This is a genomic window from Actinomyces glycerinitolerans (genome assembly GCF_900098745.1).
Classification (GTDB): domain Bacteria; phylum Actinomycetota; class Actinomycetes; order Actinomycetales; family Actinomycetaceae; genus Actinomyces; species Actinomyces glycerinitolerans.
Genome location: NZ_FQTT01000009.1, coordinates 206,902 through 233,504 on the forward strand (window position 1 = coordinate 206,902; position 26,603 = coordinate 233,504).

Below are 26,603 nucleotides of genomic sequence, written 5' to 3' on the forward strand. Positions count from 1 at the left end.
AGGTGCACGCTCATGTCCGCGGTAACCATGGCACTGGCGCTGCGGCGCCTGCGAGAGGAGTCCCCGATCCTGGGGCTCATGCGCCAGGAAACCATGCCCTTCGTCGCTGCGGAGCTCGCCGAACACCTGGGAGGTGACGACCGCAGCCTGCCCGCCGCCGAACTCTACGAGCTCATAGACGCCGACCTGGACGAGCTGCGCCGCCAGGGCTTCGAACTTGATCGCACAGCCCGTGCCTACTGCGCCGATTGGCTGCGTTCCGGCCTGCTGGTGCGGCATCCGGCACCGGCGGGGCGTGGGGAGGTCTTCGAACTATCGCCTGCCGGACACGACGCCATCCGCTTCCTGGAGAAGCTGGCCGAGCCGCGCACCACCGTCACCGAGTCGCGCCTGACCATGATCATGGACGAGCTGGAGCGCCTGGCGCACGACACCGACGACTCCCTCGGCTCCCGCCTGGCCGCCCTGGAGGCGGAGCGCGAGCGCCTCGACGAGCGCATCGCCCGCACCCGGGCCGGTGACTTCGAACCGGCCGACCCGCAGGTCGCCGCCGCCCGACTGATGGATGTCATGCGCGATGCCCGCGATGTTCCGGCCGATTTCGCACGTGTGCGTCAGTCCATGGCCTCCCTCAACCGGCGTCTGCGTCAGAACCTCATCGAGGACGACTCCCCACAAGGCGACGTGCTCGAGGACGTCTTCCTGGGGGTGGACCGCATCCATGACAGCCCCGAGGGCCGTTCCTTCGATGCCTTCCACGCCCTGGTCATGGACGCCGAGTCCGGCAGCCGCTTCACCGACGCCGTCGACGCCCTAGCGACGCGTCCGCTCACCGAGCACGTGCCCGCAGGCACCATGGCCTACCTGGGCGACTACCTGCTGCGGCTGCAGGAGGAGTCCCTGGACGTGTCCCGCACCATGGGTGACTTCTCTCGCTCCCTGCGCCAGTTCGTCCAGTCCCGTCAATTCGAGGCCTACCGGGAGCTGGGGGAGAGGCTGCGCGCCGCCCAGCACGCCGGCGTGGAGGCGGCCGGCTCCCTGCGGCTGCTGGACCGCATGGAATGGCAGATGGAGCTCACGACGGCGAGCCTGCGCTCCGTGGGGCGTCTGGCCCTGCACGTGCCCTCCGAGGTGGAGGCGCCCCGGCAGGTCACCACCCGCCGCGGGACCGCCGTGGACTGGCAGACGCTGCACGCCCTGGTACGCGAGTCCGAGATCGACTTCGAGGAGCTGCGCACCAACGTGGCCCGGACCCTGCGCGACCTGGGCCCGGCAACCATCGCCCAGGTGCTGGAGCATCGTCCCGCCACCCAAGGGCTCGCCTCCGTCGTCGGCCTGTATGTGCTCGGCACCCGCTACGGGCGGCCGACCGGGCAGTCCGAGCACGTTTCTTGGAAGCAGGGGGACGTGACGGTTGCGGCCCGGGTAACCAGCACCTACCGTTTCGAGCAGCCCGAACCCTTCGAGGAGCCGCGATGACCACGTCCCCGGACGACGTCGAAACCCCGACAGTCGCGTCCGCCTTCACGGGGCCCGAAGCCGCCGCCCCGGACGGGCTCGCTGCGGCCGACTCCCAGGCTGCCGATGCCCTGTGGCCTGGGGACACGGGCACTCTTCCGGCCGAGGTTCGTGCCGTGCTGGTGCGCCTGGTGCAAGGACCCTACGTCTCCCAGACTACGGCCCCGAACCTGTGGGCCACCCTGGTGGCCCATGAGCGCATTGTCCGCTCCCGTCTGGCCGACCTCTTCCTGGACCTCGCCGTGGATCTGGATGAGGAGATCGCCTTTGCCCGCAATGCCGACACCGACGGCACCGGACCCGGGCTCATGCGCAAGGTGACGCTCAGTTTTGCCGACACCGCCCTGCTGTTGCACCTGCGTCACTTGCTGCTTCGCGCCGCGGCCGCGGGGGAGCGCGCCTACGTCGGCCTGGAGGAGATGGTCGACAACCTGTCCCAGTACCGCGACCCGGGCGACACCGACCTGGCCCTGGTGGCCAGGCGCGCCCGTGCCGCCGTCAAACGCATGGTCGACTACAAGATCCTCACCCCGCTGGAGGCGGACGACCGCTACGAGATCATGCCCATCCTCGCCCTGATCGTCACCTCGGACGTCGTGGCCGGCCTGGAGGCCGAGTACAGGGCGGCCCGCGGCCAGCAGACAAACGGCGTCGAAGACTTCGAAGGCGGCGGGGACTCGACCGGATCCGGGGAGGCAGAGGCCACCGGGACCCTGAACGGGCTCGGCGCGACCGTGAAGACTGACTCTGATACTGGTTCTGATGAGGAGCAGCTCGATGCCTGACCTCTTCGACGCCCTCGAGACCATGGACTCCGGCACCGCCGCCGCCGATCCGGCGCCCGGCCAGTTCCGACTCGCTGAAATACAGCTGGTCAATTGGGGCACCTTCACCGAACGTCACCCGATCACCGTGCCACGCCGCGGCCTGCTGCTGACCGGCGAGTCCGGATCGGGCAAGTCCTCCGTCCTCGACGCCATGACCGCGATCATGGTGCCGCCCGGCGAGGCCCGCTTCAACGCCGCCGCTTCCGGCACCACCGCCGGTGACCGCGAACGCAGCCTCATGTCCTACGTGCGCGGCGCCTACCGCAAGCAGTCCGACGACGAGACCCAGGAGATCCGCACCGCCCACCTGCGCACGGGCCCCACCAGCTCGGCCATCTCAATGACCTGGACCAACGGTGTACCGGGCCGCGATGCCGACGGCGGCGTGCGTGCGCCCGTCACCGCCGTCAGCGCCGTACGCGTCTTCCATGTAAAGGGCAACTCCCTGGCCGCCCAGGACTTATCCAGCGCCTTCGTGCTGTTGGACGGCCCGGTAGACCTGACCGAGTGGGTGCCGCTGATTCACCGGGGCATCAACGCCCGGCGCATCACCGGTGCCTTCCCCGGCGCCCAGGTGTACGGCCGCTACCCCAACTTCGGCAACGCACTGCGCCGCCGGCTGGGCATCGGCACGCTCACCGCCCAGCGTCTCCTTCACCGCACCCTGGCCGCCAAGTCCTTGAATTCACTGGATGCGCTGCTGCGCACCTTCATGTTGGACGAGCCCGATACCTTCCGGCTCGCCGACACCGCCGTAGAACAGTTCGTACAGCTGCGGGCGGCGCACGCCGCCGTCGTCGATGCTCGCGAGCAGGTGGAGGTGCTCGACCCGCTGCGCCAGGACTGGAAGCGTCGCGAGATCGCACAGCGCACCCGTGACCAGGCCCGCCGTCACCAGGACCTGCTGCCCGTCTACGAGGCCCGCGTCAACCGTGATGAGGCCCAGCGCGAACTTGGCCGCATCCGTACCCGGCTCACCGAACTGGACACCCAGCAGATGCAGCTGCGCGCCGACATCGAGGCTAACGAGGCGGATCAGCAGACCACCCGTGACGCCATCGTCCAGGGAGGCGGCGGTCGGCTCACCGAAGCGGAGAACGCCCTGGCGGAGGCAGAGACCGCCGTCGAACACACTCGGCGCGCCCGGAGCGACTACTTCGATCAGCTGGCGGCGCTCAACGTCGACGCGCCTGCCGGTCGCACCGAGCATGCCCGCGTCACCCGCGCCCTGCAGGAGGAGGCCGACCGCCTTGCCGCCGTCCAGGACGCGGACCGCCTGGCCGAACCCATTGCCCGGCGCACCGAGGCCGACGCCAGGCTGACCGCACTCAGGCAGGAACTCGTCTCTCTGGCCCGCCGCCGCTCCCGAATCGACTCCCGCCGCAGCGAACTGCGCGACCGCCTCGCCGACGCCGTCGGGCAGCCGCCCGCTGCCCTGCCTTATGCCGGTGAGCTAGCCGACATCACCGCGCCGGAATGGGCCGGAGCCCTGGAACGCCTCATGGGCGGCTTCGCCCGCACCCTGGTGGTGCCCGAAGCACTCTTCGCACAGGTCGCGCGGCTCATCAACGACCAGCACCTGGGGCTGCGCCTGGAGTTCCTGCGCGCCGACCTGACCGATACTCGTGTGGAGGCGACCGACCCGCGGGCGGCGGCACGCAAGCTCGCCGTCGCCCCGGGACGCTTCGAGGACTGGATGCGTGCCGAGCTGTCTCGGCGCTTCCCGCACGTATGTGTAGACGACGTCGCCGAGCTCTCCGAGCATGGCCGGGCCCTGACCATGCAGGGGCTCGTGAAGGGCGGCGCCCGGCACATCAAGGATGACCGTTTCCGCATTGATGACACCTCCCGCTGGGTCATCGGCACCCGTAACGAGGAGTTGGTGGAGGAACTGCGCGCGCGCCTGGACCGGGCTGAGCGAGACCGGGAGCACGCCCAACGGCAGATCGAGACGCTGGAAGATGAGCGCCGCGAGCGGGTGCGGCGTGCCAACGCCTACACACGCGTGGCTGCGGTCGGCTGGGAGGAGATCGACGTCACCGCCCGCCAGGAGCGTGCCGCCCGCCTGCGCGCCGAGCTGGACGCGCTCAGGCGGGCCCTCGAATCGGCGGACAAGGACCTGGCGCCCCTGCGTCGTCGCCATGAGCAGTTGCGTGAGCAGGGGCGCCGCATGCGTGCGGAACTCGAGGAGAGCCAGGCCACGCGAGGTAGCCTGGAAGAGGCAGCCCGCCGCTGTGAGCAGACCATCGCTGACGCCGAGCAGCTGCTGGCCGGGCGCGAGCTGACCGAGACGGAGGCGCAGGAGCTGCAGGAGCGACTGCGCGCGCACGGACGCACCCTGAACCGGGCGAGCATCGGTAGGCTCGTCGGCCTCGTCCGCCAGGAGCTGCAAACCGAGGAGAGGCGCGCGCAAGGCGCCCTCGGAAGCGCCGAGAATCGGCTGTTGCGCCAGCAGCGTCTGTACGCCCAGCAGTGGCCCGGCCGTGCCGTCAACCTGGTGCCCGACGACGTGGCTTCGGCGCCTGACTTTCTACTGCTGCTTGACCAGCTGCGCTCCGACCGGCTGCCGGAGTTCGAGGAGCGCTTCCACAAGCTGCTGGCGGAGCAGTCGCAAAACAACCTGGGGCAGCTGGCCTTCCGAATCCAGGGGGCCGACCGGCAGGTGCGCAAGCGCATCATGGCGGTCAACGAGTCGCTGGCCGCCACACCCTTCGACCGCGAGAAGCAGCACTGGCTGCGCATCGAGACGCGCTCGTGCCGGTCCGGAGAGGTGACGGACTTCCTGACCGACCTCAAGGCCATCACCGAGGGCGCCTTCAACCGGGATGACGCCGCCGGAGCCGAGGCGCGCTTCGAAAGGATGAACACCCTGCTTGAGCGGCTCGGCTCCGCCGAGACCACGGACCGCAGCTGGCGGCGCCGCGTACTGGACACGCGCCTGCACATCACCTTCGTGGCCGTCGAGTACGACGCCTCCGACGCCATGATCGACGTCTACGAGGGCAGCGGCGGCCGCTCCGGCGGGCAGGGGCAGAAGCTCGTCACCTTCTGCCTGGCGGCGGCGCTGCGCTACCAGCTCGCTGACGCCGGCACCGAGGTGCCCCGCTACGGGACCGTCGCCCTGGATGAGGCGTTTGACAAGACCGACGTGAACTTCACCCGGGCGAGCCTGGAGGTCTTCGACTCCTTCCGCTTCCAGCTGGTGCTGGCCACCCCGCTGAAGATGCTGCAGGTGATCGGCCCGTATGTGGGTGGCGCGGCCACCGTCTCCAACCCGACGGGGCAGGATTCACAGATCGGGCAGATCCTCATTGAGGACGGGCGCGGAGTCGCCGACGACGGCGCCGCGGTGCCCGCGGACGCCGCGTCGGATGCAGGGGACGCGGGCTCCAGCGAGTCGGCCGGGATTGCCGACGGCGAGGCGGGCTGAGGTGGCTCGCACAGCCGGCTCAGCCGGGACGACCGGCAGCCGTATGCGCTCCCCGCAGCGGGTGCGCGAGTTGCTCGCCGTGCGCTACCGGCGCGGCGTCGTGAACTGGCTGGCCGGGGCCGACTCCGAGTGGCCGTTGACGCTGCCGCTGCACCCGCCCACCGCGGCGCAGGCCCGCAGGGCCCCGGCCGACGTCGCCGACTGGATCGCCGCCTGGGAGAGGGCCGCCTCCGGCGCCCTGCCGTGGCGCGTGAGCATCGAGGAGCGCGCCTGGTCCGGCTTCGGTCGGCAGCGCGTGCCGGTGCGGGTGGTGGTCGACGGCCCCAGCGCGGTGGCCCGGTTGACCGGGAACCTGGAGGACTGGAACCTGCTCGACGGCCGTGTGGACCACCTGACTCGCCGCTGGGGCGCGGGCGCCGACGCTGTGCGGCAAGTCTGTGCCAGCGCCATTGGCCGGGTACTGGCCGCGGTGCGCCAGTGCGACGCGGAGGATTTCGATCGGGCCCTGCGCGTCATCGACTGGCTGACCGCCCACCCCGATTCCGGCCTGTTGCTGCGGCAGGTGCCGGTGGAGGGTATGGACACCAAATGGCTGGAGCATCACCGCGCCCTGGTGCAGACGCTCCTGGAGGCGCGCCGGCATCTGGGCGACCTGCCCGGCGGGCGGGAGCTGGGCCTGCGCCGGGAGGAACGGCCACGTGACGTGGTTGTCCTCGACCCGGTGTTGCGTCCGCGCGCCCCAGGCGCGCTCGTCACCGCTGGCATCCGGCATTTGCGCCTGGACACCAAGCAGCTGACCACCATGTGGACGGCGGGCACCCGCCCGGCCCCCGGCGTGGTCGTCGTGTGCGAGAACCGGCAATCACTGCTGTCGCTGCCGGACCTGGACGGTGTGATCGCCGTCCACGGCGGCGGCTACGCCGTCGACGTCCTGGGCATGCTGCCCTGGGCGACCGGACTGCCACTGGTGTACTGGGGCGACCTGGACCAGGACGGCTTCGCCATCCTCGACCGGCTGCGCCACCACCACGGCAATGTGACCTCCGTGCTCATGGATACCGCCACCCTGGAGCACCACCGCACCCTGTGTGTTCCCGATCCGCACCCGCAGGTCGGGCGGGCGACCAGACTCACGCCCGCTGAGGAGGAGACGCGAACGGCGCTACTAGATGCCGGGGGAGTGCGCCTGGAGCAGGAACGCATCGCCTGGGACTGGGCCGAGCCGCGCCTGCGCGCCGCCGTCGCCCGTGCTCGCGGCCGGAGAAGGACGTCGGGGCCGCCCGGCGTATAGTCCCGGAGAGTCATGACAGCTTCGAACGTATTCGAGCGGCGTCTGGACGCCCGCCTCGTCATCGCCGTGGTCGCCATCGGCGTCATGTCCTTCGCCGGTGTGGTGGTGGAGACCGCCATGAACATCGCCTTTCCGGCCCTCATGGCGGAGTTCGGGATCGCCACCTCCACCGTCCAGTGGATCACCACCGGCTACTTGCTGGTGCTCGCCGTGATCATGCCGATCTCCTCCCTGCTGAACCGTCGCTTCCGCACCCGCGGCCTGTTTGTGGCCGCAGGACTGGCGTTCCTGGCTGGCACCCTGCTGTGCGCACTCGCTCCCGGCTTCGCCCCGCTCGTCCTCGGCCGCCTCATTCAGGGCGTCGGCGCGGGCATCGCCCTGCCACTTATGTTCAACCTGGTCCTGGAACAGGCGCCCCTGGAGCGGCTCGGCATGATGATGGGCATCGCCACACTAATCACCGCGATCGCTCCGGCGGTGGGGCCATCGCTGGGAGGCTTCCTCATCGGAGCCTACGGTTGGCGCTCGGTGTTCTGGGTGCTCGTCCCCTTCCTACTGGTCTCACTCCTCCTGGGCGTGGCCACGATCCGACAGTCCCATCCGACGGCGCCCGCGCCCTTCTCGCCGGTTCAGTTCCTGCTCCTGGCCACCGGTTTCACGGCCCTGGTGATCGCCACCAGCTCCGCCTCCACCGCCGGGTTCGCCAGCCCGCGCGTGCTGGGGCTGCTGGTACTCGCCGTCGTCCTCGTAGCGGCGTTCTGCCTGGTATCGGCGCGCTCGCAGGCCCCGTTGCTGCGCGTCGGGGTCTTCCGCCGCCCCGTGTTCACCCTCTCGATCCTGTACGTGGTGCTCGTCCAGGCGACCGTGCTCGCCCTGGGCTATCTGATCCCCTACTACGCGCAAGTCGCCGACGCCATGGGTGCCTTCGCGGCCGGCTGCCTGCTGTTACCCGGCTGCATCGTGGGTGCCTGCCTGACACCGTTCGGCGGGCGTGTGCTCGACGCCCTCGGCCCCGCTCGCCCGATCCGCACCGGCGCTGCCTTCGGCGTGGCAACGCTGGTTCTCTTCGCTCTGATCGGCACCTCTGGCTCGGCCACGCGCATGGCCTGGATCTATGTCCTCATGCCCATCTGCCAGGGCCTGTCCGTCTCCAACTCCATGACCAACGGGCTGCGCACGCTCCCTGACGACCTTCAGCCCGACGGCAACGCCGCTTTCAACACCATTCAGCAGCTCGGCGGCGCGATCGGCACCGCCGTGGCGGCCACGATCGTCGCCACCGCCCAGGTCGCCCGCCCCGACGACGTCGCCGCGGCCACCACCGCCGGCACCCGTATCGTCTTCTGGACGCTGCTGGGCGTCATGCTTGTCGCCGCACTGCTCGCCGTCGTCGCCACCGGGCGCCAAAACCGGCCCCTCGCCGATGCCGTCCGGTAGCCCCGGGCGCCGGCGTGATATCGGCGGGCGATTACCGGGCGGATTATTACGACAATCCTTCCCGGAGGGCGACCTGGGCACATAGGCTCGCGTCGCGTCCGGAGCGGTCGTTGTCGATCGAGCCCGGCGCCGCCTAGATCGTTCACCGTCCCTCCGAACCTCCCCGCCACTCGGCAACTCCCGATAGAAAGGCCTCTTGGACACATGGACCGCAACTACTTCGACCTGACCGGGCAAGTCGCCCTCGTCACCGGCTGCTCCTCCGGCCTGGGCGTGCAGATGGCCAAGGCGCTGGCGTCCGCCGGCGCCGGCATCGTCGCCGTCGCCCGCCGCGTGCCCCGCATCGAGGCGGTCGCCGCCGAGATCGCGGAGGAATACGGCGTACCTACCCTGGCCCTGCGCTGCGACATCACGGACACGGCCAACGTCGAGGCGGTTGTGGATGCGGTACTGGAGAAGTTCGGGCGGCTCGACATCGTGGTGAACAACGCGGGCACCGGTGCAGTTGGGCCGGCGGAGACCATCACCGACGAGCAGTTCGTCAGCGAGGTCGACATCGACCTGCTCGGCTCCTTCCGCGTGGCCCGCGCCGCCGCCAACAAGGCCATGATCCCCTCCAGCTACGGGCGCATCATCAACATCTCCTCCATGTACGGGTTGGTAGGCAATATGGTGGCCGGGTCCGCCCCCTACCACGCCGCGAAGGGCGGGATGGTCAACCTGACCCGGGCGCTGGCGGCCGAGTGGGGCAAGTACGGCATCACCGTCAACGCGATCTGCCCCGGCTACTTCTACACCGAGCTGACCGCCGATACGCTCGAATCCGAGTTCTTCCAGGAGCACGCCAAGCGCACGATCCCGCTTGGCCGCTACGGCGCGGAGGGTGAGCTCGACACCGCGACCCTGTTCCTGGCCTCGCCCGCCTCCGCCTACGTCACCGGCACGGCCATCCCCGTGGACGGCGGTTACACAGCCATTTGACAGCCGGGCGGCAGCGCATTGTCACAGATGGAGACAAACGCGCCCCGGGCCTCGAATCGCGTTTTGCGAATCGTTGGAATCACGCGGTTTCCGAACCGGCTCGAGCGGATGGTTCCGGTGTTTGTCACCGATTTTGACAGTCGGCCACTGAAAGGTCAGAGGAAGGCGCCGTTGCACACCTGGATCACCTGGCCGCGCACGGCCCGTCCCATCTTCGAGGCCAGATACAGGCAGGCGTAGGCCTGGTCCATGGGGTCGCACTCCGGCCCGGGGAAGTAGACGTAGTGCTGGGAATGCTCCAGCATCTTCTGTCCCCCAGGCTGCTCGCCGGCCTTGTTGGCCAGGTGCGCCGGAGTGACGGTGGAACCGGGCGCGACGGCGTTGCAACGAATATCCGTGTCGTTGAGCAGCATCGCCACGTTCTTCGTCAGCGTGTTCAGCCCGCCCTTGGTGGAGGTGTAGGCGGCGCCGCAGAAGGGACGCTCCCCGTTGACCGAGGAGATGTTGATGATGCAGCCCGCGTTCTTTGGTCTGAAGATCTTCAGCGCCTCGCGGATGTAGCGCATGGGGCCGGCGAGGTTGGTGTTCATGACGTAGAGCATCCAGTCGTCGTCGGTGTCATCAATCGTCTTCTGCTCACCGATGCCGGCGTTGTTTATCAGGATATCCAGGTCTCCGAACTCTTCCAGCACGCGGGCGAAGACCCGCTCGGTGTCCTCCAGGCTGGTGACGTCGGCGACGACGCCGATCGCCCGTCCGCCCTTGGCGCGGATGGCCTCGACGACCTCATCGAGCTGCTCGGCGTGGCGGGCGGTGACCGCGACGGCGGCCCCCTCCTCGGCGAACAGCTCGGCCATCGTGCGTCCCATGCCGTAACTGGCTCCAGTTATTAGGGCGACCTGGCCCTTGAGCATCTGTGCTTCCATGATCGGATGGTCTCCTTCGAGCTGGGTGTGGCGGCGGTCGTTTTCGCCGGCTGATGCGCCGAATGCCGGCATGCGCCTTCATGTTAGGTGGTGCGGCGTGGGGCAGCGTGGTCCTGAGAGTGCTCCCCAGCGGGGGAGTGGTGGACGAGTCGGGCTTGCCTCGGCGGATACTTTCGGAGTGTGTTGTGCCACCCTGTAACTTAGATGTGAGGCGAGGCTAAACTAGCTCGCATGACCGATGAGGGATCTGCCGCCGAGACCACTGCTTCTGACGCCACCGAACCCGTGACCGCTGGGCCGGGTTCCCCCGAACCGCCCCTGCCCTACGCCGACCGCCCCGTCGCGACCGCACCCGGCCACTGGGTGCTCGCCCGCGCGGGCAAACGCGTCCTGCGTCCAGGTGGCGCCGCCCTGTCCGCCGCCATGCTCGAGCACGCCCACCTGGCCGGCGCCGACGTCGTCGAACTCGCCCCAGGGCTGGGCCGCACCGCCGCCGAGGTCATCGCCGCCGACCCGGCCTCCTACATCGCCATCGACCGGGACCCCGACGCCGCCCGCAGGGTTGCCGCGGTGGTCGGCGATCGCGGACGTGTCCGCCGGGGCGAGGCCGCCAATACCGGCCTGCCCGATGCCAGTGCCGACGTGGTGATCGGCGAGGCCATGCTGACCATGCAGGGCGACAAGGCCAAGGCGACAATCGCCGCGGAGGCGGCCCGGGTGCTGCGTCCCGGAGGTCGCTACGCCATCCACGAGTTGGGCGTGGTTCCGGACGACATCAATGAGGCCCGCTACACCGAGCTGCGCAAGGACCTGGCGCGCGCCATCCACGTCAACGCCCGCCCCATGACGGCGGCCGCCTGGCGGCAGCTGCTACAGGAGGCCGGCCTCGTGGTCGACTGGGTGGACACCGCCCCCATGGCGCTGATGAAGCTCGGCCGCAACCTGCGCGACGAGGGCCTGGGCGGTTTTGCGCGCATCGCCCGCAACGTCATCGCCGACCGGGAGCTACGGCAGCGCATGCTAACGATGCGCCGCACCTTCAAGCGCTACGAGCAGGACATGGTGGGCATCGCCCTGGTTGCCCATAAGCCCGCGTAAAGCCGACGACGGCGGCGCCTGCAACGGTCTGCCGAACAAGACTTGGGCGGTCGGCAGGCCGGCCAAGAGGGGATGTGTCAGCCCGGCGGTCTCAGTTGTCGCGGCTGTGCCCGCGCAGGCCGGCCCGCAGCGCCTCCCGGTTCAGGGCTGCGATAGCCGTCAGCGGGATGCCCGCCGGGCAGGCCGGCACGCACTCCCCGTACAGCGAGCAGGGGCCGAACAGCTCGCCCACCGCCTGCGTCATGCGCCGGGCCCGCCGGGAGCGCTCGTGGCGCCCTTGCGGCATCAGCGACAGATGCGCCAGCTTCGCCCCGGCGAACAACATGGCCGCACCGTTGGGGCAGGCGGCCACGCACGCACCACAGCCGATGCAGGCGGCGAAGTCGAGCGCCTGCTCGGCCTGCTGATAGGGCTGCGGCACGGAGTCGGCGTCGGGCGCCGTGCCCGCGGCCACGTCCACCGTTCCACCGGCGCGGATCAATTCGTCCAGGGCGGTGCGGTCCACCACCAGGTCGCGGATGACCGGGAAGGCCGCCGAGCGCCAGGGCTCCAGGCGGAAGCGCGTCACTCCGGGGAAGGCCCGCAGGTGCTGGCGGCAGGCGGGGGTGTTGTCCTGCGGTCCGTGCGGCTTGCCGTTGACGAGGAAGCCGCACATGCCGCATACGCCCTCGCGGCAGTCGGACTCGAACACGACCGGTTCGCCGCCGCCCTCAATGATCTGGTCGTTGAGGCGGTCCAGCAGCTCGAGCAGGCTCATCTCCGGCTCGGCGTCGTCCACGGTGTAGGACTCGAAGCGGCCGCGGGCGCGTGGCCCGTCCTGCCGCCAGATCTCCAGTTCCACTCTCATCGGTAATCCCTCACCTGCATCGGTACCAGCGAGAAGGTCAGCGGCTCGCTGCGGCGCGTGTGCCGACCGGAGGCGTCGGTCAGCCAGGCGGACACGGTGCACCAGTCGGCGTCGTCGCGCTTGGCCTCGCCCTCGGCGGTGGCGTACTCCTCCCGGAAGTGCGCCCCGGCGGACTCGCGTCGATCCAGTGCGTCCAGGATCATCACCTCGGCCAGCTCCAGGAAGTCGGCCACCCGCAGCGCCTTCTCCAGCTCCTGATTGAGCCGCTCTGCGCCGCCGACGATCTTCACATCCGCCCAGAACTCCTCGCGCAGTGCCCGCACCTGCTCCAGCCCGTGGCGCAGTCCCGCCTCCGAGCGGCTCACGCCGCAGTCGGCGTACAGGATCTCGCCCAGGCGCCGGTGGAACCAGACGGGTCGGTGCGTGCCGCCCACCGCCAGCAGCCGCTCCACCCGGCTGCGGGCGTCGGCGAGGGTGGCGGTCACCTCCGGGGCATCGTCGGCGAGCACGCCGGTGCCCACCAGCCCGGCCAGGTAGTTCGGCACCGACAGCGGCAGCGTGAACCAGCCGTCCACGGAGGCGCTCAGCAGGGAGTTGGCGCCCAGCCGGTTGGCGCCGTGGTAGTTGTTGGACGCCTCCCCGCCCACGAACAGGCCCGGGACGGTGGACATCTGGTCGAAGTCCACCCACAGGCCGCCCATGGTGAAGTGGGCACCCGGGGCGATGCGCATGGGCACCTCGTAGGGGTCCTCGCCGGTGGCGTCCAGGTACATGTCGAACAGGTTGCCGTAGCGGGCGGCGATCACCGGCTTGCCCAGGCGCTGTAGGGCGTCGCGGAAGTCCAGGTACACGGAGTTGTGCAGCGGGCCGACGCCGTGCCCGGACTCGATCTGCTCGCGGGCGTTGCGGGAGGCGACGTCGCGCGGGGTGAGGTTGCCGAAGGCCGGATACTTGCGCTCCAGGTAGTAATCGCGCTCGTCCTCGGGGATGTCGTTCGGGGGTCGGTCGTCCCCGGGCCGCTTGGGCACCCAGATCCGCCCGTCGTTGCGCAGGGACTCGCTCATCAGCGTGGTCTTGGACTGCCAGTGCGAACTGACCGGCAAGGCGGTGGGGTGGAACTGCACCATGCAGGCGGAGGCGAAGGCCGCGCCGCGGCGGTGGGCCCGCCAGGTGGCCGAGGCGTTGGAGGCCATCGCCAGAGTGGAGTAGTGGAAGACGGAGCCGTAGCCGCCGGTTGCCAGCACGACGGCGTGCGCCGTCCAGGCCCGGATCTGGCCGGTGAGCAGGTCGCGGGTGACGATTCCCTGGGCGCGGCCGTCGGCGACGATCAGATCCAGCATCTCGGTGCGGGCGTGCATGTGCACGCTTCCGGCGGCGATCTGCTCCTGGAGCGCCTGGGCGCAGGCGACCTCCAACTGCTGGCCGGTCTGCCCGCGCGTGTAGTAGGTGCGGGACACCTGCACGCCGCCGAAGGAGCGGGTGGCCAGCTGGCCGCCGTACTCGCGGGCGAAGGGGGCGCCGATGGCGTACATGTGGTCGATGACCCGCACCGACTCCATCCCCAGGCGCACCACGTCGGCCTCGCGGCCGCGGTAGTCGCCGCCCTTGACGGAGTCCTTCACGAACCGGTTCAGGGAGTCGCCGTCGACCTTGCGGGCGCGGGCGGCGTTGATCCCGCCCTGCGCGGCCACGGAGTGGGCCCGCCGGGGCAGGTCGTGCAGGCTGAAGCACTCCACCCGGTAGCCCAGGCGGCCCAGGGTGGCGGCGGCCCCGCTGCCGGCCAGGCCCGTGCCGACGACGATCACGGTCAGGCGCCGTCGGTTGGCGGGGTTGACCAGCCGGTACTCGTCGCGCCGGCGCGTCCAGGCCTGCTCGGGCGGGCAGTCGGGCAGGTGCGGGTCCAGATCGGGGCCGACGTCGTAGAGGTTGTCGACCGGGGGTGGTACAGGGCTCATGCGATCACTCCGCTCAGCACCAGCAGGGGCAGCATGCCGTTGCAGATGGCGATGGCCAGGGCGACGGCGATGGCGATTACCAGGCAGACGCGGCGCAGCCGGGTGCCGGTGCCGCCAAGATCGTTGACGACCGACCACAGTCCCTGCGCCAGGTGCACGCCGATGAGCAGCATGATCAGGCTGTAGAAGATCGCCATGGGCGGGCGCGACAGGCTGGCGATCAGGTTCTCGTACGCATAGGCGGTCATTTGCCCGTCGGAGTGGGTGGCGGCCGTGAAGCCGCCGGAGGCCACCAGGCGGCCGATGGTCAGGTCGAGCAGGTGCACCGCGATAAACACCAGCATCAGGCCGCCGGTGATGATCATGCTGCGGGCTCCGAGCGTGCGCGGGCGCATGTTCTGCCTGCGGAAGGAGCCGCGGGCCTTCCGGCCCCGCCACCAAAGGGTGATGCCTCCCGTCACGTGCAGGATCAGGCAGGTGCCCAACACCAGCCGCAGAATCCACAGCACGCCCTCGTGGGGGACGAGCGGGTAGCCGATCTCCCGCAGCCAGGCGGCGTAGTTGTTGTAGGACTCGGCGCCCTGGAAGGCCTTGAGGTTGCCGATCATGTGGACGAGCACGAACAGCGCCATGATGGTGCCGGTGATCGCCATGGTCGTCTTCAGCGCGGTGTAGGACACGCGGTGCCGGTGTTGCGGACGCGGTGTGGGCAGATCGCCGCGCGGGGGCGCCTGTGATGCGCCAGCCGGTGCAGCGGTGCCGGCGTCCGGGGTGTGGGAGCGGGTTTGTGCGGGCATCAGAGCTCCCCTCGACGACGATGTCCTGCGGGCGTCACCCATGGGTGTTCAGGTACACGCTTATCGTAACGCGTGTCACAAAATGCTGGGCGCCGGTGGGCGTATGTCTTGTATGGCGACCGGCGACGTATCGCAGAATGGTCGTTTAGGGGGTACGGGCGTGAACGCCGCGGTGCCCGGCCCCGGTTCACGGCGAGGCCTGCGAGTCCCTACCGGGAGGCGGTCTGCGGATCGAATTCGATGCCCTTGCCGCCGCGGGACAGAGCCTCCACCGCCCCGGACTGGGAGTTGCGGCGGAACAGCACATTCGACGCGCCCGCCAGCGCACTGGCCGCCACCACGCGCGGCTCCTTGAACAGCCCGTGCGAGCCGGGCACCACCCCGCCCTGCGGCATCAGTGACACGCGGGTGCCCGCGGTGACGAACAGGCCGGCTTCAACCACGCAGTCATTGCCGAGCGGAATCCCCAGGCCCGAGTTGGCGCCCAACAGGCAGCGCTCGCCCAGCGCCACCCGGCGTCCGTCCCCGCCCGAGGGCAGGCCCATGGTGGAGGCGCCGCCACCGATGTCGGAGCCGTCGCCGACGACCACGCCCTGGGCGACGTTGCCCTCCACCATGGAGCGTCCGAGCGTGCCCGCGTTGTAGTTGACGAAGCCGCCGTGCATCACGGTGGTGCCTTCGGACAGGTAGGCGCCCAGACGCACGTTCGCGGCGTCACCGATGCGTACCCCGGAGGGCAGCACGTAGTCGGTCATGCGTGGGAACTTGTCCACGGACAGCACCTGCGCGGGCCGCCCCAGGGAGGCTTGCAGGCGGATGCGCGTGGCTTCGAAGTTCTCCACCGCGCAGGGGCCGGCCGACGTCCACACCACGTTGGGCAGGCGGGAGAAGAGGCCGTCAAGATTGATCGTGTTCGGGCGCACCAGCCGGTGCGAGAGCATGTGCAGGCGCAGGTAGGCGCCGGCCACCGTCTGCGGGGCGTCGTCCAGGTCGGCGGAGGTGCGCACCACCGTGGTGTGCACGCCGCGGGCCGGGTCGCGGCGCTCCATGGAACTGAGCGTGGCCAGCAGGTCGGCGTCGCCGTCGTCGGGCGCCTCGCCCAGGACCGGCCGCGGATACCAGACATCCAGGGTGTTGCCGTCGTCGGTCACGGTCGCCAGGCCGAGACCCCATGCGCTGCGAGTCGTCATGGATGCACCATACGGGACGGCGGGCGGTGGTGCACGGTGCGCACTGGGTGGTGGCGTCGTCGGGGCGCGCAGGCCGCGGTGGCGGGCCCGTCGGCGGAGTGTGCCGGGCCGACGTCGCCAGCGTCGATCGGGGCGTGCAAGAATCGCGACATGGCGCGTACCACCATTCACCTCATGCGGCACGGCGAGGTCCACAACCCCGAGGGCGTGCTCTACGGGCGCCTGCCGGGATACCACCTCTCCGAGCTCGGCCGGCAGATGGCCGACCAGGTAGCCGACGTCCTATCCGCCTCCGGTCACGACATCGCCGCCGTGATCACCTCCCCGCTGGAGCGGGCGCGCGAATCCGGCGCCCCCACCGCGGCCGCCTTCGGCCTGACCCCAACCAGCGACCCGCGTCTGATCGAGGCCGACAACCACTTCGAGGGCGTGCCCGTGAACCGGGACCGGAAGATTCTGGCGCGCCCCGAGAACTGGCGCTACTACGTAAACCCGCTGCGCCCCAGTTGGGGGGAGCCGTACACGCAGCTGGTGGCCCGCATGAGCGATGCCGTCCGCGCGGCGATCCCGCAGGTCGAGGGGCGTGAGGCCCTGCTGGTGTCCCATCAACTGCCCGTTTGGGCGCTGCGCCTGTACCTGGAGGGGCGACCGCTGGCCCACGACCCGCGGCGGCGCCAGTGCGCGCTCGCCTCACTGACGTCGCTCACCTTCGACGGGCGCACCCTGGTGGGGCTGTCCTACTGGGAGCCCGCCGGCGACCTGCTGCGCCGCGCCGAGGACATGGTGCCGGGAACCTCCGCCGCCGCCGAGAACATCGGGTCCGGCGAGGCCGAGACGCCCAACGCCGACGACGCCGAGCGCGTCACGCGGGACGCATGACCGGCACCCCTATGCCACCGGGGTCGTTCCGACCCGAAGACGATCACTCCTCGCGTGCGGCCGCCCATGGGTCGGGCGCGGGCGAGTTGGTGCCCGCCCGGGCCGCCGACCTCGTTCCCGCCGCCCCGTCACGTCCGGCCCCGCAGCGGCCCTGGACCGGGCAGGACTTCGTGTGGTGGAACACCGCCGGCGTGCTCACCGCACTGCGGGCGGGACGCCGCCCCAACCCCGTCTCCCCGATGGTCGACCCCATTCGCGCCGCCTTCTCCGGTGAGGAGGTCATGCTGGCCACCTGCGATGCGGAGATGCTGGTGTGGCGGCGTGGCGACGCTACCTACAACCCCTCCCGGGGCTTCTTCCTGGCCGGCGGGCCGGTGGGGTTGGCGCTGACCGCCGCCTTCTTCGGCGGGCAGGCCTACCTGAATTCCCGGCGCAAGCGGGCCGCCGAGGCCGACGCCGTGGAGAAGTGGCGGCACCTGGCCTACGCCCGGCTGACGGTGTCCACTCACGGCATCTACCTGGGTACGGGTGAGGGCGTCATGCCGATCGCCTTCGCCGACGTGCAGGAGGTGCAGCTGACCGGCGTGGGTGAGGTGGTGATGGCGGCGGCCAATGCCTCCGGCTCGGCGCGGTGGAAGCTGCGCGGCCAGTGGGCGGAGCTGGTGCTGGTCATGTGGGCGACCCGGTACATGCCCGGGCACCCTCAGCTGGTGGGCCGCACCTGGCTGCCGGCCGACTGGTTCGCGCACGCCGCCGCGTGGGGCTACACCGTGGACACCTCCAACTGGCCCCGCTACCAGCCGCGCGCCCTGGACTGAGCCAGGCTGGGTGTGGGATCATGACAGGGATCCGAGCGGCGGCAACCGCCCGACTCCCCGGGAAACCGGGCGTCGCTCAGTGCCTTAAGACACTGAGAAGAGCTGTCAGGGCCCAGATCAATGGCGGAGTTGTTTGGACTACGGTCCGCCAAATCTGGGCCCTTTGCTCACCCGTCATCCCCTTCCGCTTCTGCGCCTTGCGGCGGTGCTTCCGCTTCTTGGATGACATGCCCAGTCTCACCTCCTTACGGTGCGCTCCCCGGCTGAGCTGTGCTGAGTCGTTCCGGGGACGCGCCGTGGAGGCAGGTCAATCATCGCAGAAGTACTGCCTATGCGGGTTCTATGGCCTGTCGGCAGACCGGTTTGTGCACGCCGCCGCCTAGGGCTACACCGTGGACACCTCCAACTGGCCCCGCTACCAGCCACGTGCCCTGGGCTGACGCGCCCGCGCGGGTGAAGCCGTGGCGGCGCCGGCCTCGGCGGGAGCCGTCGAGCTATTCGGTCTGCCGGGTGGCGACGGCGCGGCCGCGAGCGGCGCTGACGGCGAAGGCAGCCACGCCGATCGCCAGGCTTGCCGCCGCGATCGCGGCCCAGCGCCCCGGGTAGGTGCCCGCCGCCTGAATCCAGCCCCATGGCGCCAGCTGCCAAAGCGGCGTCGCCACCAGCACCTCGTTGCCGTCGATGATCAGGCCCATCAGGAACAGGCCCACGCCCACGCCGACCGTCACCGCCGTACCGGCCACCTCCGCCACCGCATGCGCGAGCGCCGCCAGCATGAAGACTACGAACGGCATCACCATGAACGTGTACACGGGGGCGCCCAGTCCGCCCAGTTCGGAGTCGGTAGGGAACAGCGGCGCCCCCAGGCGGGCGATGGCCCACGCCGGAATCAGCGCCGCGGCCAGTAGCGCCATCGCCCAGGTCAGCGTCGACGCCGTCAGAGCAGCCGGTCGGGCCCGCAGCACCAGGCCCCGCCAGGCGTCGGCCTGCGCCCGCCACGCCGTCGCCCCCGCCACCCAGGCGGCAATCGGCGCGCCCGCCAGGGTGAACAGCGGCAGCGCGTACGCGGCGGAGTAGACCGCCTGCGTCAGTCCCAGGAGCCCCAGCAGCACGGCCGTCAGCATCAGCCACAGCCGCCAGGGCAGGCCGAGGGCCACCGCGCGGAAGGCACTGCGCGAGCCCGGCGATGTCAGTCCGGCCAGAACCGCAGGGGACAGGCTGTGTTGTGGTGCGTGCGCAATTCGGCCGGCTACGACCGTCCTCCCGGCGGGAACAGCATGGCCCTGGGTGAGCGCCGGCCCGACGGGCCCGGACGGCGCAGAGATCGAGGCGTCCGGTGCAGAGACCGGCGTGGGCATCGTGTCCAGCGGACCGGTCGAGGCGGGTTCGGCGGCTTGTGTCCGCGCCCAGAAACGTGGGCGAAGAGTGAAAAGGCGCTGAACGGCGAGAGCCCCCGCCGCCCGGCGCGCGCCCGTGAGCGCACTAGCCCGCCGAGCCCCCAGTAGTACGGCGCCGACGCCGAGCAGGCACAACCCGGCGCTGCCCAGCGCGCCCGGCGCCACCGGATAGTTCCACACCGGTGAGCCCGCCTCCAGGGAGATGCCGTTGGCATGCACCTCCAACAGCGGCAGGGTCGGGCGCATCGCCCAGGTCCACGGCCGCGCCCACCAGGTCGGTGTCTCCGCCTGCAACGCGCCCGCGGCCGACCACACCAGTGCCAGCGCCGGGGCCAGGCCGACGGCGATGCCGCCAAGCCACTGGCCCAGGGCCAGCCCCCACACGCTCGCACCAGTGACCGATACCCACATCACCAAGGCGAACAACAGGTACTGGGACCACGGCCCCCAGCCGGCGCCGCGAATGAGTGCGTCGATGACGATCGGGGCCAGGAGGAGCGCCTGAGATACCAGTGCGGAGACGGCGAGCACGGACACCCTCGCCGTCGCCGAAAGCGCCGGAGATACGCCCCGCCAGGCGGTCCCTCCCGCCCGGTGGCGCCGTTCGCGCCAGGCGGCCATGACACCGGTCAACGCCCCCATGGGCAGGGCGAAGGCGGCGGGGTAGGGGTTCAGCCACGGCAACACGCCGTCGTTCCAGCCGTCGGCGGTAAGGGCGGCATGCGCCACCAGCAGGGCATGCAGGGAGAAGACCACAACCGCCACCGGAATGCCCCAGGTAGCGGTGCGGCGGCTGCGCCCCAGCTCGGCGCGCAGCACGGCTCCGAGCCCCGGCAGGCGTCGCGGACGGGCACCCGGCAGGGAATCCGCTCGGGTGGTGATGGGAACTGAGGTTGCAGTGCTCATCGCCGCACCTCCTGCCCACGGCGGTCCGCGGCCCCGGTGACGGCGGCGAGGAAGACGTCCTCCAGGTCCTGGCCGGCCACCGCGAACTCGGTCAGCGGCCCCTCATAGACCATGCGCCCACCCGCGAGCACCCCGACGTCGTCGCAAGTGCGCGCCATCTCCCCGAGCACATGGCTGGACACGATGACGGTGCGTCCACCCGCGGCCAGTTCACGCAGCAGGTCGCGCAGCCAGATGATGCCCTGCGGGTCCAGGCCGCTCTGCGGCTCGTCCAGCACCAGCACCTCCGGGTCGCCCAGCAGCGCCATCGCCAGGGCGAGGCGCACTTTCATGCCGGTGGAGAAGCTCCCGGCCCGTTTGCGACCGGCCCGCCCCAGGCCGACCTGTTCCAGCAGCGGGTCGATCACCTCGACGGTGGTGCCGGTCAGCAGACAGTGGATGTGCAGGTTGCGGCGGGCGGACAACTGCGGGTAGAACGCCGGGCCGTTTATGCTCGCCCCCACGTGGCTGAGACTCTCGCGGGTCAAGGGCCTGCCCAGCACCTCGATCGAGCCGGCGTCGGGTCGCAACAGCCCCAGCGCGGTGTTGAAGGTGGTGGACTTGCCGGCGCCGTTGAGCCCCAACAAACCGTAGACCCGCCCCGGGCGCGCGGTCAGGTTGAGTCCCATCAGTACTTTCTGCCTGCCGTAGCTCACCTCCACATTACGCAGTGCCAGCCCGGGCGGGGCGGTGAGGTCCGCGGCCGGCCGGGACGAGTCGGCGGTGGAAGCGGGAGATGACGTGGGCGGTGACAATGGTGCTGTAGCCATGAGGCCAGAATCCGCTCGGGCGCCTGCCGGCGGATCCCCACAAGGGACACGAGCACAGCCACCGGCCGCGTAAAGGCCTCCTCCGAAAGGGGGAGAGAGGTTGCCGTCTACAGGCCTGGGTCGACCATCCCGGACCTGAGCGCGTGGATCACCAGCTCCACCCGGTTGCGGCAGCCGGTGTGTCCGAGCAGCGCCTTGACATGGGTCTTCACGGTCGACTCGGCGATGTATAGGCGCGCGGCAATCTCCGGGTTGGTCATTCCCCGGCAGACCAGCTCGAGCACGTCGCGCTCGCGGCCGGTCAGCGTCTCGCCGGGCAGGAGCCCGACCTCGGTCCTGGGACGTTCGGCGGGCTCCGCGTCGACCGGGGAAGAGACGGGCGTGGCAGCCGAATCGACCGCTGCCGCAGCCGGACCGGCTGCGGCCTGCTCGGGTTCTCCCTCCAGCGCGCGCAGTACGTAGGGGGTGATCACCGGGTCCAGCCAGGCCTGTCCGGCGGCGACGGCGTGAACGGCCGCCAGTAGGTCGGTCGGGCCGGAGTCCTTCAGCAGGAAGCCGACGGCCCCGGCCCGCAGCGCTCCCAGCACCAGCTCCTCCTCCTGGAACGTGGTGAGCATGAGTACCCGTGTGGGGCTGTCGCCGTCGCGGCCGCTCAGGGCGGTATCGGATAGCAGCCGCCGCGTGGCGGCGATGCCGTCCAGTCCCGGCATGCGGATGTCCATCAGCACCACGTCTGCCGGCTCGCCACGGCCCCTGGCGCGGCGCAGCGACTCCAGCGCCGCCCGGCCGTCATGAGCGGTGGCCACTACGGTCATGTCCGCCTGGGCGTCCAGCAGGGAACGGAAGGCCGCGACCAGGAGTTGCTGATCGTCGACGACGGCGATACGCAGCCGGTCCTGGTTCATCGATGCTCCTCGGGGTCGTGGCTGAAGTCAGCCGGGAAGACGGCGTCGAGCAGGAAGTACGCCCCGGCGTCGTCGCTCGGGCCGGCCTCCAACCGGCCCTCGACCAGACGCAGCCGCTCGGCCATACCGGTCAGTCCATATCCGTGTTCGTGGCCGTTATCCCCGTCCGCGGCCAAAGTGGATACGCCGCCGGGCAACGGGTTGGTTATACGCACCCGGCAGCTGTCGTCGTGCCGGGCAATGGTGATCCGGGCGGTGCCGTCGCCGTGCCTGGCCGCATTGGTCAGGCCCTCGGTGACCACCCGAATCAATGTCAGCCGCTGCAACGCCGTCCAGGAGTCGTTCCAGGCGGCGAGTTCGGCCGCAGTGGGCAGCGCGGCTTCGACCTCCACGCCGGTGGCGCGCGCCTGTGCCACCAGTTCCGGCAGCGCGGTCAGGTCCGCCACCGGGGCCGGCGGCCCCTGAGTCGTTGAGCTGCGCAACAGGGCCACCAGTTCGCGGGTGGAGGCGAGCGCGGCCGCGGAGGCATCGCGCACCGCCGTAAGGGAATCGCGGGCGGCCTCGGGGGTACCCAGGGCGAGCCCGGTATCCGCCTGCACCTTGACCACGGTCAGGCCGTGGCCGACCAGATCGTGCAGCTCCCGCGCAACGGCCAGGCGCTCCGCAGACACCGCTTGGGCGGCGGCCAGCCGGGATGCTGCGGCGACGGTACGGTCCATGGACTCCGCGCCGGCACGTCGACTGAGCGCCCACAGGTAGGTGACGGTCACTACGAGCACGCAGGCCAGGGCGAACCCGAAGGGCGGATAGTTGAACATGTCGGCGGTATGGGGGTTGACCGCGTACACCGTCTGCGGGTTGATCACCGCCCCGACCAGTGCGGCCAGCAGCCCCGCCACGCCCCAGCGCCGGTCCGCGGCCCAGCGGGTGAGTGCATGCAACGCCGTCGGCACCGCCACGATGATCGGGGAGAGGCCGAGGTTGACCGGGGTGACGCGCAGCAGCGCCACGTAGGCCACCATCGCCAGGTAGACGACCACGCCCGAAACCGTGGGGGAGCGGTGGCGGAAGGGCTGAGCCGCGGTCACCGTCAGGGCTACGAGCATGTTCGCCACATAGGCCGGGTGCGGGCCCCAGGTGTACACCAGTGTGAAGTCGGCCAGCACCACGACCGCCAACAGAATCGTGAGCACCGCGTCGCTGAGCGGAATCCGGTAGCGGGTGGGGCCGATCAGACGGCAGTGCCGACGCCAGTCCAGGGCGGTCGGTGCCGGGAACCCTGTAGGAGTCGCGGTGGTGACCGGAGCGTCCGCGGCGGGGACATCGCCGTCGGAGGAGCTGCCGCGAGCGGTGTCGGCGAGAGGAGTCACGATGCCGGGGAGTTGTCGGAGGGAATGACGGACGCGCACAACCCGCCGTGTTCCTCAAGCGTCAGCGCGAGGATGTAGGGAACGACATGCACGTATCCACCCTAACCGGAACCGGTCTTGCGAGTGCGGCTCCGTTGGGTAGGTTGCGGAGGGCGGCCGGTGACGGCGGTCCTGCTGGACGGGCAGCGGCTCAGGATGGCGTTGCGGTCGCCGTTGCTATCCCGTCTGTCGGGGCCGGCCCCGGGTCTGTTCTAGACTCGGGCCCGTGGCCACAGACTTTCCCGCCGAGATTGAGCAGCTCCGACACACCTACGCCTCCGTCGTCGCCGTGACGGACCCGGAGGCGCTGCGCGGACGCATCGCCGAGCTGTCCGAGCAGGCCGCCGCCCCCAACCTGTGGGACGACGCCGACGCCGCCCAGGCCGTCACGTCCGCTCTGGCGCACGCACAGGCCGACCTCAAGCGGGTGGAAGCACTGGGCGGGCGCATCGACGACCTGGAGACCATGGTCGAGATGGCGGGGGAGGAGTCCGGCGATGATGCGGCGGAGCTGCTCGCCGAGGCCGAGCGCGACCTGGTCGGCGTGCGCAAGGACCTGTCCGACCTGGAGATCCGCACCCTGCTGTCCGGCGAGTACGACCAGCGCGACGCCGTGGTAACCATCCGCTCCGGGGCGGGCGGCGTTGACGCCGCCGACTTCGCGGAAATGCTGCTGCGCATGTACACCCGCTGGGCGGAGCGTCACGAATACCCGATCAAGATCCTCAACACCTCCTACGCCGAGGAGGCGGGGCTGAAGTCCGTCACCTTCGAGGTGCACGCCCCCTACGCCTACGGCACGCTCAGCGTGGAGGGCGGCACCCACCGCCTGGTGCGCATCAGCCCCTTCGACAACCAGGGGCGCCGTCAGACCTCCTTCGCCGCCGTCGAAGTCATCCCACTGATCGAGTCCACCGACCACATCGACATCCCCGAGACGGATATCCGCATCGACGTGTTCCGCTCCTCCGGGCCCGGCGGCCAGTCCGTGAACACCACCGACTCGGCCGTGCGCATCACGCACCTGCCCACCGGGCTGGTGGTGTCCATGCAGGATGAGAAGTCCCAAATCCAGAACCGCGCCGCCGCCATGCGCGTGCTCCAGTCGCGCCTGCTGCTGCTCAAGCAGCAGGAGGAGGACGCCAAGAAGAAGGAGCTTGCCGGCGACGTCAAGGCCTCCTGGGGCGACCAGATGCGCTCCTACGTGCTCAACCCCTACCAGATGGTCAAGGACCTGCGCACCGGCTACGAGGTCGGCAACCCCGACTCCGTGTTCGACGGCGACATCGACGGCTTCATCGACGCCGGCATCCGCTGGCGCAAGCAGCAGGAGCAGGCCGCCGACTGAGCCGCAATTGGCTGGCGACGCAATCGCCTGCGTGAGCCGGCCGTACTTCGCCTAGACCGGCCTGCCGGTCGATCGGTATCACACTCGCCAACTCGTCAGCGTCGGGAATGCCCCGGCCGTGCAGCTGTCGCCCGGCACGTCACGCTCCGCCTCGCTTGGATGAGGCGACCCGGATATCGCAGGCGTCAATCGCGTCGGCCAGCCTGGCCTCGACCGCAGGCTCGTCATCGGCGCACGCCAAGACTGCGGCGGGACGCGCGCGAAACTCATTGACGGCGTGGACCGTGTCTCCGGGGCGGCATTCCCAAAAGACGTCGGTCCCGGCCGGGAGTTCTCTACTGAGGCTGGTGCCGACGACGGTTCCGGCGGCGGTCTCGACGAAGCGCACGCCTGCGTGGCGACTGATCTCCGGGGTCGGCGGCAGCGGCTCTCCGCGCAGGGAGTCGACCAACTCGCCGTAAAAGTCCAATCCCGGGCACACCGCAGACACCAGGTCGGGGGCGATGAAGTCTCCGCCCTGCCGGACGTGGAACTCACCCCATACGATTTCATTCTCAGGTGTCACCCAGAACTCGACGTGCAGGTGCCCGCACCGAATCCCCAGCGCATCGATGCACGTCTGGAGCTGCTCCCGCAGGTGACATGACGGCGGGATCCTGTCGGGCCCGGCCGGCTGAAGATGGCCAGTCTCGACAAAGCTCTCGTTGGTCGTCTTGGCGGTCGTCGTGTAGACGCGGACCTGCCCGTCAACGGTGAGGCCCTCGACAGAGAACTCCGTACCTGTCACGAACTCCTCCAGACAGTAACCTCCTGCGACGACATCGGGACCAAGATCGGGCAACTCGTCCAGCGAAGCGATGTGGTGGACCCCTACGCTGCCCATCCCGGTAGCCGGCTTGACGATCCAGCCGCCGGGGGCTGGAGGCGGTGTCTTCACTCCCTCTCCGGCCGCATTGCCGAACAGCGGTGTTCCGTCCGCCGCGGCCCCTATGATCCGCAGACTCTGCGGCTGACGCACACCGGCCTGACGCAGAGCCTCGCGGCAGGCAGGCTTGTCCTGGATCAGCCTGATGCAGGCCTCGTCGTTGGCCATGGTCCCCAGCGCGCGGGCAAGCTGACTGTTTTGCAGCTGATAGTTCTCTCGGAGCGCGGCGGACAGCACCACTTCGCCCGGGCAGCGCGCTCGAATATCCTGCACCGCCGCAGTGGTCTGCTCCGCGTCGAGTCCGCTCGCGTAGGGGCCGGGCACCGTGACCAGGCAGTCGATCGGGATGGGTGGGTTCTGGTGTTGTAGGGGCTCATGGAAATCCACGCCGCAGATGCGCAGCTTCCGCTCCCGGCAGGACTTCAGAAAGCCTTGAAACCAGTGCGCCGACGCGTGCGACCCGGAGGTGGTGACGCCGACAAGCACCGCCCAGGCGGATGTGTCGTCAGGCAAGGACACTTAACCATCCCTCTCTTCCAAAACCGGCGTGCGCGTAGTGGACACCGGTCGCCTCAATGAGCTTATAGGTTGTGCCGGTGGCATGGCGCCTGCGGGCGTCTTCAGCCCGGTCAGCGGTAAACGTCGCGGCGGTGTCCGAGCGTGACCACAACGACGACGAGTCGGCCGTCGTCGATCGTGTAGATGATGCTGTATCTGCCCAAATCGCCCACGCGTACGCGCCAGGCGGGGCGGCCTTTGAGAGGACGGCATCCGGGACGGCACGGGTTGGTGGCAAGCAGAGCGATCGCCCCCTGGAGTCGGCGCTGATCCCGCTTGTCGATGCGTCGTAGGGCTTTGAGCGGTCTGATGTCGAATCACGACCTTGGGGTGCGTTTCACGACCCCGGGGA

General features: G+C 70.1%; 21 protein-coding genes. 10 read left to right on the plus strand and 11 right to left on the minus strand.

Features of this window, described 5'->3' with window-relative positions:
- Positions 1-12 precede the first annotated feature (12 nt).
- The 6 genes from ACGLYG10_RS05070 (at position 13) to ACGLYG10_RS05095 (ending at position 9,484) form a co-directional block, all read left to right on the plus strand.
- The gene (locus tag ACGLYG10_RS05070) at positions 13-1,479 is read left to right on the plus strand and encodes a DUF3375 domain-containing protein (RefSeq protein ID WP_073328584.1); all 1,467 of its coding nucleotides are present in this window, start codon (positions 13-15) and stop codon (positions 1,477-1,479) included.
- Positions 1,476-2,303: a DUF4194 domain-containing protein gene (locus ACGLYG10_RS05075; protein WP_073328586.1), complete on the plus strand. Its 828-nt coding sequence runs from the start codon at positions 1,476-1,478 to the stop codon at positions 2,301-2,303. Before ACGLYG10_RS05070 ends, ACGLYG10_RS05075 begins: the two co-directional genes overlap by 4 nt.
- Positions 2,296-5,775 carry an ATP-binding protein gene (locus ACGLYG10_RS05080; RefSeq protein ID WP_073328589.1) on the plus strand — a complete coding sequence of 1,160 codons (3,480 nt, stop codon included), beginning with the start codon at positions 2,296-2,298 and terminating at the stop codon, positions 5,773-5,775. Before ACGLYG10_RS05075 ends, ACGLYG10_RS05080 begins: the two co-directional genes overlap by 8 nt.
- A gap of 1 nt (position 5,776) precedes the next feature.
- Positions 5,777-7,066 carry a DUF3322 domain-containing protein gene (locus ACGLYG10_RS05085; RefSeq protein ID WP_170866458.1) on the plus strand — a complete coding sequence of 430 codons (1,290 nt, stop codon included), beginning with the start codon at positions 5,777-5,779 and terminating at the stop codon, positions 7,064-7,066.
- Positions 7,067-7,078: 12 nt separating this feature from the next.
- Positions 7,079-8,503, plus strand: a complete 1,425-nt coding sequence (locus tag ACGLYG10_RS05090) for a DHA2 family efflux MFS transporter permease subunit (protein WP_073328595.1) — start codon at positions 7,079-7,081, stop codon at positions 8,501-8,503.
- A 204-nt stretch (positions 8,504-8,707) separates the two neighbouring features.
- Positions 8,708-9,484, plus strand: coding sequence for an SDR family oxidoreductase (locus tag ACGLYG10_RS05095; RefSeq protein WP_073328597.1), 777 nt, complete (start codon positions 8,708-8,710; stop codon positions 9,482-9,484).
- A gap of 155 nt (positions 9,485-9,639) precedes the next feature.
- Here ACGLYG10_RS05095 and ACGLYG10_RS05100 read toward each other — a convergent pair whose 3' ends face one another.
- A complete protein-coding gene (locus ACGLYG10_RS05100) occupies positions 9,640-10,410 on the minus strand; it encodes an SDR family NAD(P)-dependent oxidoreductase (RefSeq protein WP_073329271.1) in 771 nt (256 codons plus the stop codon).
- Between the two features lie 231 nt (positions 10,411-10,641).
- Between ACGLYG10_RS05100 and ACGLYG10_RS05105 the strand changes: the two genes are divergently transcribed.
- Complete coding sequence (locus ACGLYG10_RS05105; protein WP_083565547.1) at positions 10,642-11,508, plus strand: class I SAM-dependent methyltransferase; 867 nt, start codon at positions 10,642-10,644, stop codon at positions 11,506-11,508.
- Positions 11,509-11,599: 91 nt separating this feature from the next.
- Here the strand turns inward: ACGLYG10_RS05105 and ACGLYG10_RS05110 are convergent, their stop codons facing one another.
- The 4 genes from ACGLYG10_RS05110 to dapD all read right to left on the minus strand — a co-directional run bounded on the left by ACGLYG10_RS05110 (position 11,600) and on the right by dapD (position 16,297).
- A complete protein-coding gene (locus ACGLYG10_RS05110) occupies positions 11,600-12,355 on the minus strand; it encodes a succinate dehydrogenase/fumarate reductase iron-sulfur subunit (RefSeq protein WP_073328600.1) in 756 nt (251 codons plus the stop codon).
- Positions 12,352-14,310 carry a fumarate reductase/succinate dehydrogenase flavoprotein subunit gene (locus ACGLYG10_RS05115; RefSeq protein WP_073328603.1) on the minus strand — a complete coding sequence of 653 codons (1,959 nt, stop codon included), beginning with the start codon at positions 14,308-14,310 and terminating at the stop codon, positions 12,352-12,354. Before ACGLYG10_RS05115 ends, ACGLYG10_RS05110 begins: the two co-directional genes overlap by 4 nt.
- Positions 14,307-15,107 carry a succinate dehydrogenase cytochrome b subunit gene (locus tag ACGLYG10_RS05120; protein WP_211482980.1) on the minus strand — a complete coding sequence of 267 codons (801 nt, stop codon included), beginning with the start codon at positions 15,105-15,107 and terminating at the stop codon, positions 14,307-14,309. Before ACGLYG10_RS05120 ends, ACGLYG10_RS05115 begins: the two co-directional genes overlap by 4 nt.
- A 209-nt stretch (positions 15,108-15,316) precedes the next feature.
- Entirely contained in the window at positions 15,317-16,297 is a 981-nt protein-coding gene (dapD, locus tag ACGLYG10_RS05125; RefSeq protein ID WP_073328605.1) for a 2,3,4,5-tetrahydropyridine-2,6-dicarboxylate N-succinyltransferase, read from the minus strand.
- A gap of 150 nt (positions 16,298-16,447) precedes the next feature.
- Between dapD and ACGLYG10_RS05130 the strand changes: the two genes are divergently transcribed.
- Positions 16,448-17,176, plus strand: coding sequence for a histidine phosphatase family protein (locus ACGLYG10_RS05130; RefSeq protein WP_073328608.1), 729 nt, complete (start codon positions 16,448-16,450; stop codon positions 17,174-17,176).
- Positions 17,173-17,994, plus strand: a complete 822-nt coding sequence (locus ACGLYG10_RS05135; protein WP_073328611.1) for a hypothetical protein — start codon at positions 17,173-17,175, stop codon at positions 17,992-17,994. The genes ACGLYG10_RS05130 and ACGLYG10_RS05135 overlap by 4 nt, the downstream gene beginning before the upstream one ends.
- Positions 17,995-18,488: 494 nt before the next feature.
- Here the strand turns inward: ACGLYG10_RS05135 and ACGLYG10_RS05140 are convergent, their stop codons facing one another.
- The 4 genes from ACGLYG10_RS05140 to ACGLYG10_RS05155 all read right to left on the minus strand — a co-directional run bounded on the left by ACGLYG10_RS05140 (position 18,489) and on the right by ACGLYG10_RS05155 (position 23,381).
- Positions 18,489-20,297 (minus strand): ABC-2 family transporter permease, encoded by a 1,809-nt coding sequence (locus ACGLYG10_RS05140; RefSeq protein ID WP_083565549.1) that lies wholly within the window; start codon positions 20,295-20,297, stop codon positions 18,489-18,491.
- On the minus strand, positions 20,294-21,106 hold the full coding sequence (locus ACGLYG10_RS05145; protein ID WP_073328613.1) for an ABC transporter ATP-binding protein: 813 nt from the start codon (positions 21,104-21,106) through the stop codon (positions 20,294-20,296). The genes ACGLYG10_RS05140 and ACGLYG10_RS05145 overlap by 4 nt, the downstream gene beginning before the upstream one ends.
- Before the next feature lie 107 nt (positions 21,107-21,213).
- Positions 21,214-22,011 (minus strand): response regulator transcription factor, encoded by a 798-nt coding sequence (locus ACGLYG10_RS05150; protein ID WP_073328617.1) that lies wholly within the window; start codon positions 22,009-22,011, stop codon positions 21,214-21,216.
- Complete coding sequence (locus ACGLYG10_RS05155; protein WP_139240846.1) at positions 22,008-23,381, minus strand: sensor histidine kinase; 1,374 nt, start codon at positions 23,379-23,381, stop codon at positions 22,008-22,010. Before ACGLYG10_RS05155 ends, ACGLYG10_RS05150 begins: the two co-directional genes overlap by 4 nt.
- A 265-nt stretch (positions 23,382-23,646) precedes the next feature.
- On the opposite strand from ACGLYG10_RS05155, the gene prfB reads away from it, so the two are divergent.
- On the plus strand, positions 23,647-24,768 hold the full coding sequence (gene prfB, locus ACGLYG10_RS05160; protein ID WP_073328622.1) for a peptide chain release factor 2: 1,122 nt from the start codon (positions 23,647-23,649) through the stop codon (positions 24,766-24,768).
- A gap of 139 nt (positions 24,769-24,907) precedes the next feature.
- On the opposite strand, the gene ACGLYG10_RS05165 is transcribed toward prfB, so the two are convergent.
- Together ACGLYG10_RS05165 and ACGLYG10_RS05170 are read right to left on the minus strand one after the other, a co-directional pair.
- Positions 24,908-26,212: an ATP-grasp domain-containing protein gene (locus ACGLYG10_RS05165; protein WP_073328624.1), complete on the minus strand. Its 1,305-nt coding sequence runs from the start codon at positions 26,210-26,212 to the stop codon at positions 24,908-24,910.
- 110 nt (positions 26,213-26,322) lie between these two features.
- Complete coding sequence (locus ACGLYG10_RS05170) at positions 26,323-26,562, minus strand: type II toxin-antitoxin system RelE/ParE family toxin (RefSeq protein ID WP_073328627.1); 240 nt, start codon at positions 26,560-26,562, stop codon at positions 26,323-26,325.
- Between the last annotated feature and the right edge of the window lie 41 nt (positions 26,563-26,603).

What these genes read in the sequence shown, in the direction of transcription:
- ACGLYG10_RS05145 (WP_073328613.1), bottom strand. Translation starts at nt 21,106, where the DNA reads ATGGCTACAGCACCATTGTCACCGCCCACGTCATCTCCCGCTTCCACC.
- ACGLYG10_RS05140 (WP_083565549.1), bottom strand. Translation starts at nt 20,297, where the DNA reads ATGAGCACTGCAACCTCAGTTCCCATCACCACCCGAGCGGATTCCCTG.
- ACGLYG10_RS05115 (WP_073328603.1), bottom strand. Translation starts at nt 14,310, where the DNA reads ATGAGCCCTGTACCACCCCCGGTCGACAACCTCTACGACGTCGGCCCC.
- dapD (WP_073328605.1), bottom strand. Translation starts at nt 16,297, where the DNA reads ATGACGACTCGCAGCGCATGGGGTCTCGGCCTGGCGACCGTGACCGAC.
- ACGLYG10_RS05135 (WP_073328611.1), top strand. Translation starts at nt 17,173, where the DNA reads ATGACCGGCACCCCTATGCCACCGGGGTCGTTCCGACCCGAAGACGAT.
- ACGLYG10_RS05090 (WP_073328595.1), top strand. Translation starts at nt 7,079, where the DNA reads ATGACAGCTTCGAACGTATTCGAGCGGCGTCTGGACGCCCGCCTCGTC.
- ACGLYG10_RS05100 (WP_073329271.1), bottom strand. Translation starts at nt 10,410, where the DNA reads ATGGAAGCACAGATGCTCAAGGGCCAGGTCGCCCTAATAACTGGAGCC.
- ACGLYG10_RS05150 (WP_073328617.1), bottom strand. Translation starts at nt 22,011, where the DNA reads ATGAACCAGGACCGGCTGCGTATCGCCGTCGTCGACGATCAGCAACTC.
- ACGLYG10_RS05110 (WP_073328600.1), bottom strand. Translation starts at nt 12,355, where the DNA reads ATGAGAGTGGAACTGGAGATCTGGCGGCAGGACGGGCCACGCGCCCGC.
- ACGLYG10_RS05120 (WP_211482980.1), bottom strand. Translation starts at nt 15,107, where the DNA reads ATGCCCGCACAAACCCGCTCCCACACCCCGGACGCCGGCACCGCTGCA.
- ACGLYG10_RS05075 (WP_073328586.1), top strand. Translation starts at nt 1,476, where the DNA reads ATGACCACGTCCCCGGACGACGTCGAAACCCCGACAGTCGCGTCCGCC.
- ACGLYG10_RS05070 (WP_073328584.1), top strand. Translation starts at nt 13, where the DNA reads ATGTCCGCGGTAACCATGGCACTGGCGCTGCGGCGCCTGCGAGAGGAG.
- ACGLYG10_RS05130 (WP_073328608.1), top strand. Translation starts at nt 16,448, where the DNA reads ATGGCGCGTACCACCATTCACCTCATGCGGCACGGCGAGGTCCACAAC.
- ACGLYG10_RS05105 (WP_083565547.1), top strand. Translation starts at nt 10,642, where the DNA reads ATGACCGATGAGGGATCTGCCGCCGAGACCACTGCTTCTGACGCCACC.
- ACGLYG10_RS05095 (WP_073328597.1), top strand. Translation starts at nt 8,708, where the DNA reads ATGGACCGCAACTACTTCGACCTGACCGGGCAAGTCGCCCTCGTCACC.
- ACGLYG10_RS05080 (WP_073328589.1), top strand. Translation starts at nt 2,296, where the DNA reads ATGCCTGACCTCTTCGACGCCCTCGAGACCATGGACTCCGGCACCGCC.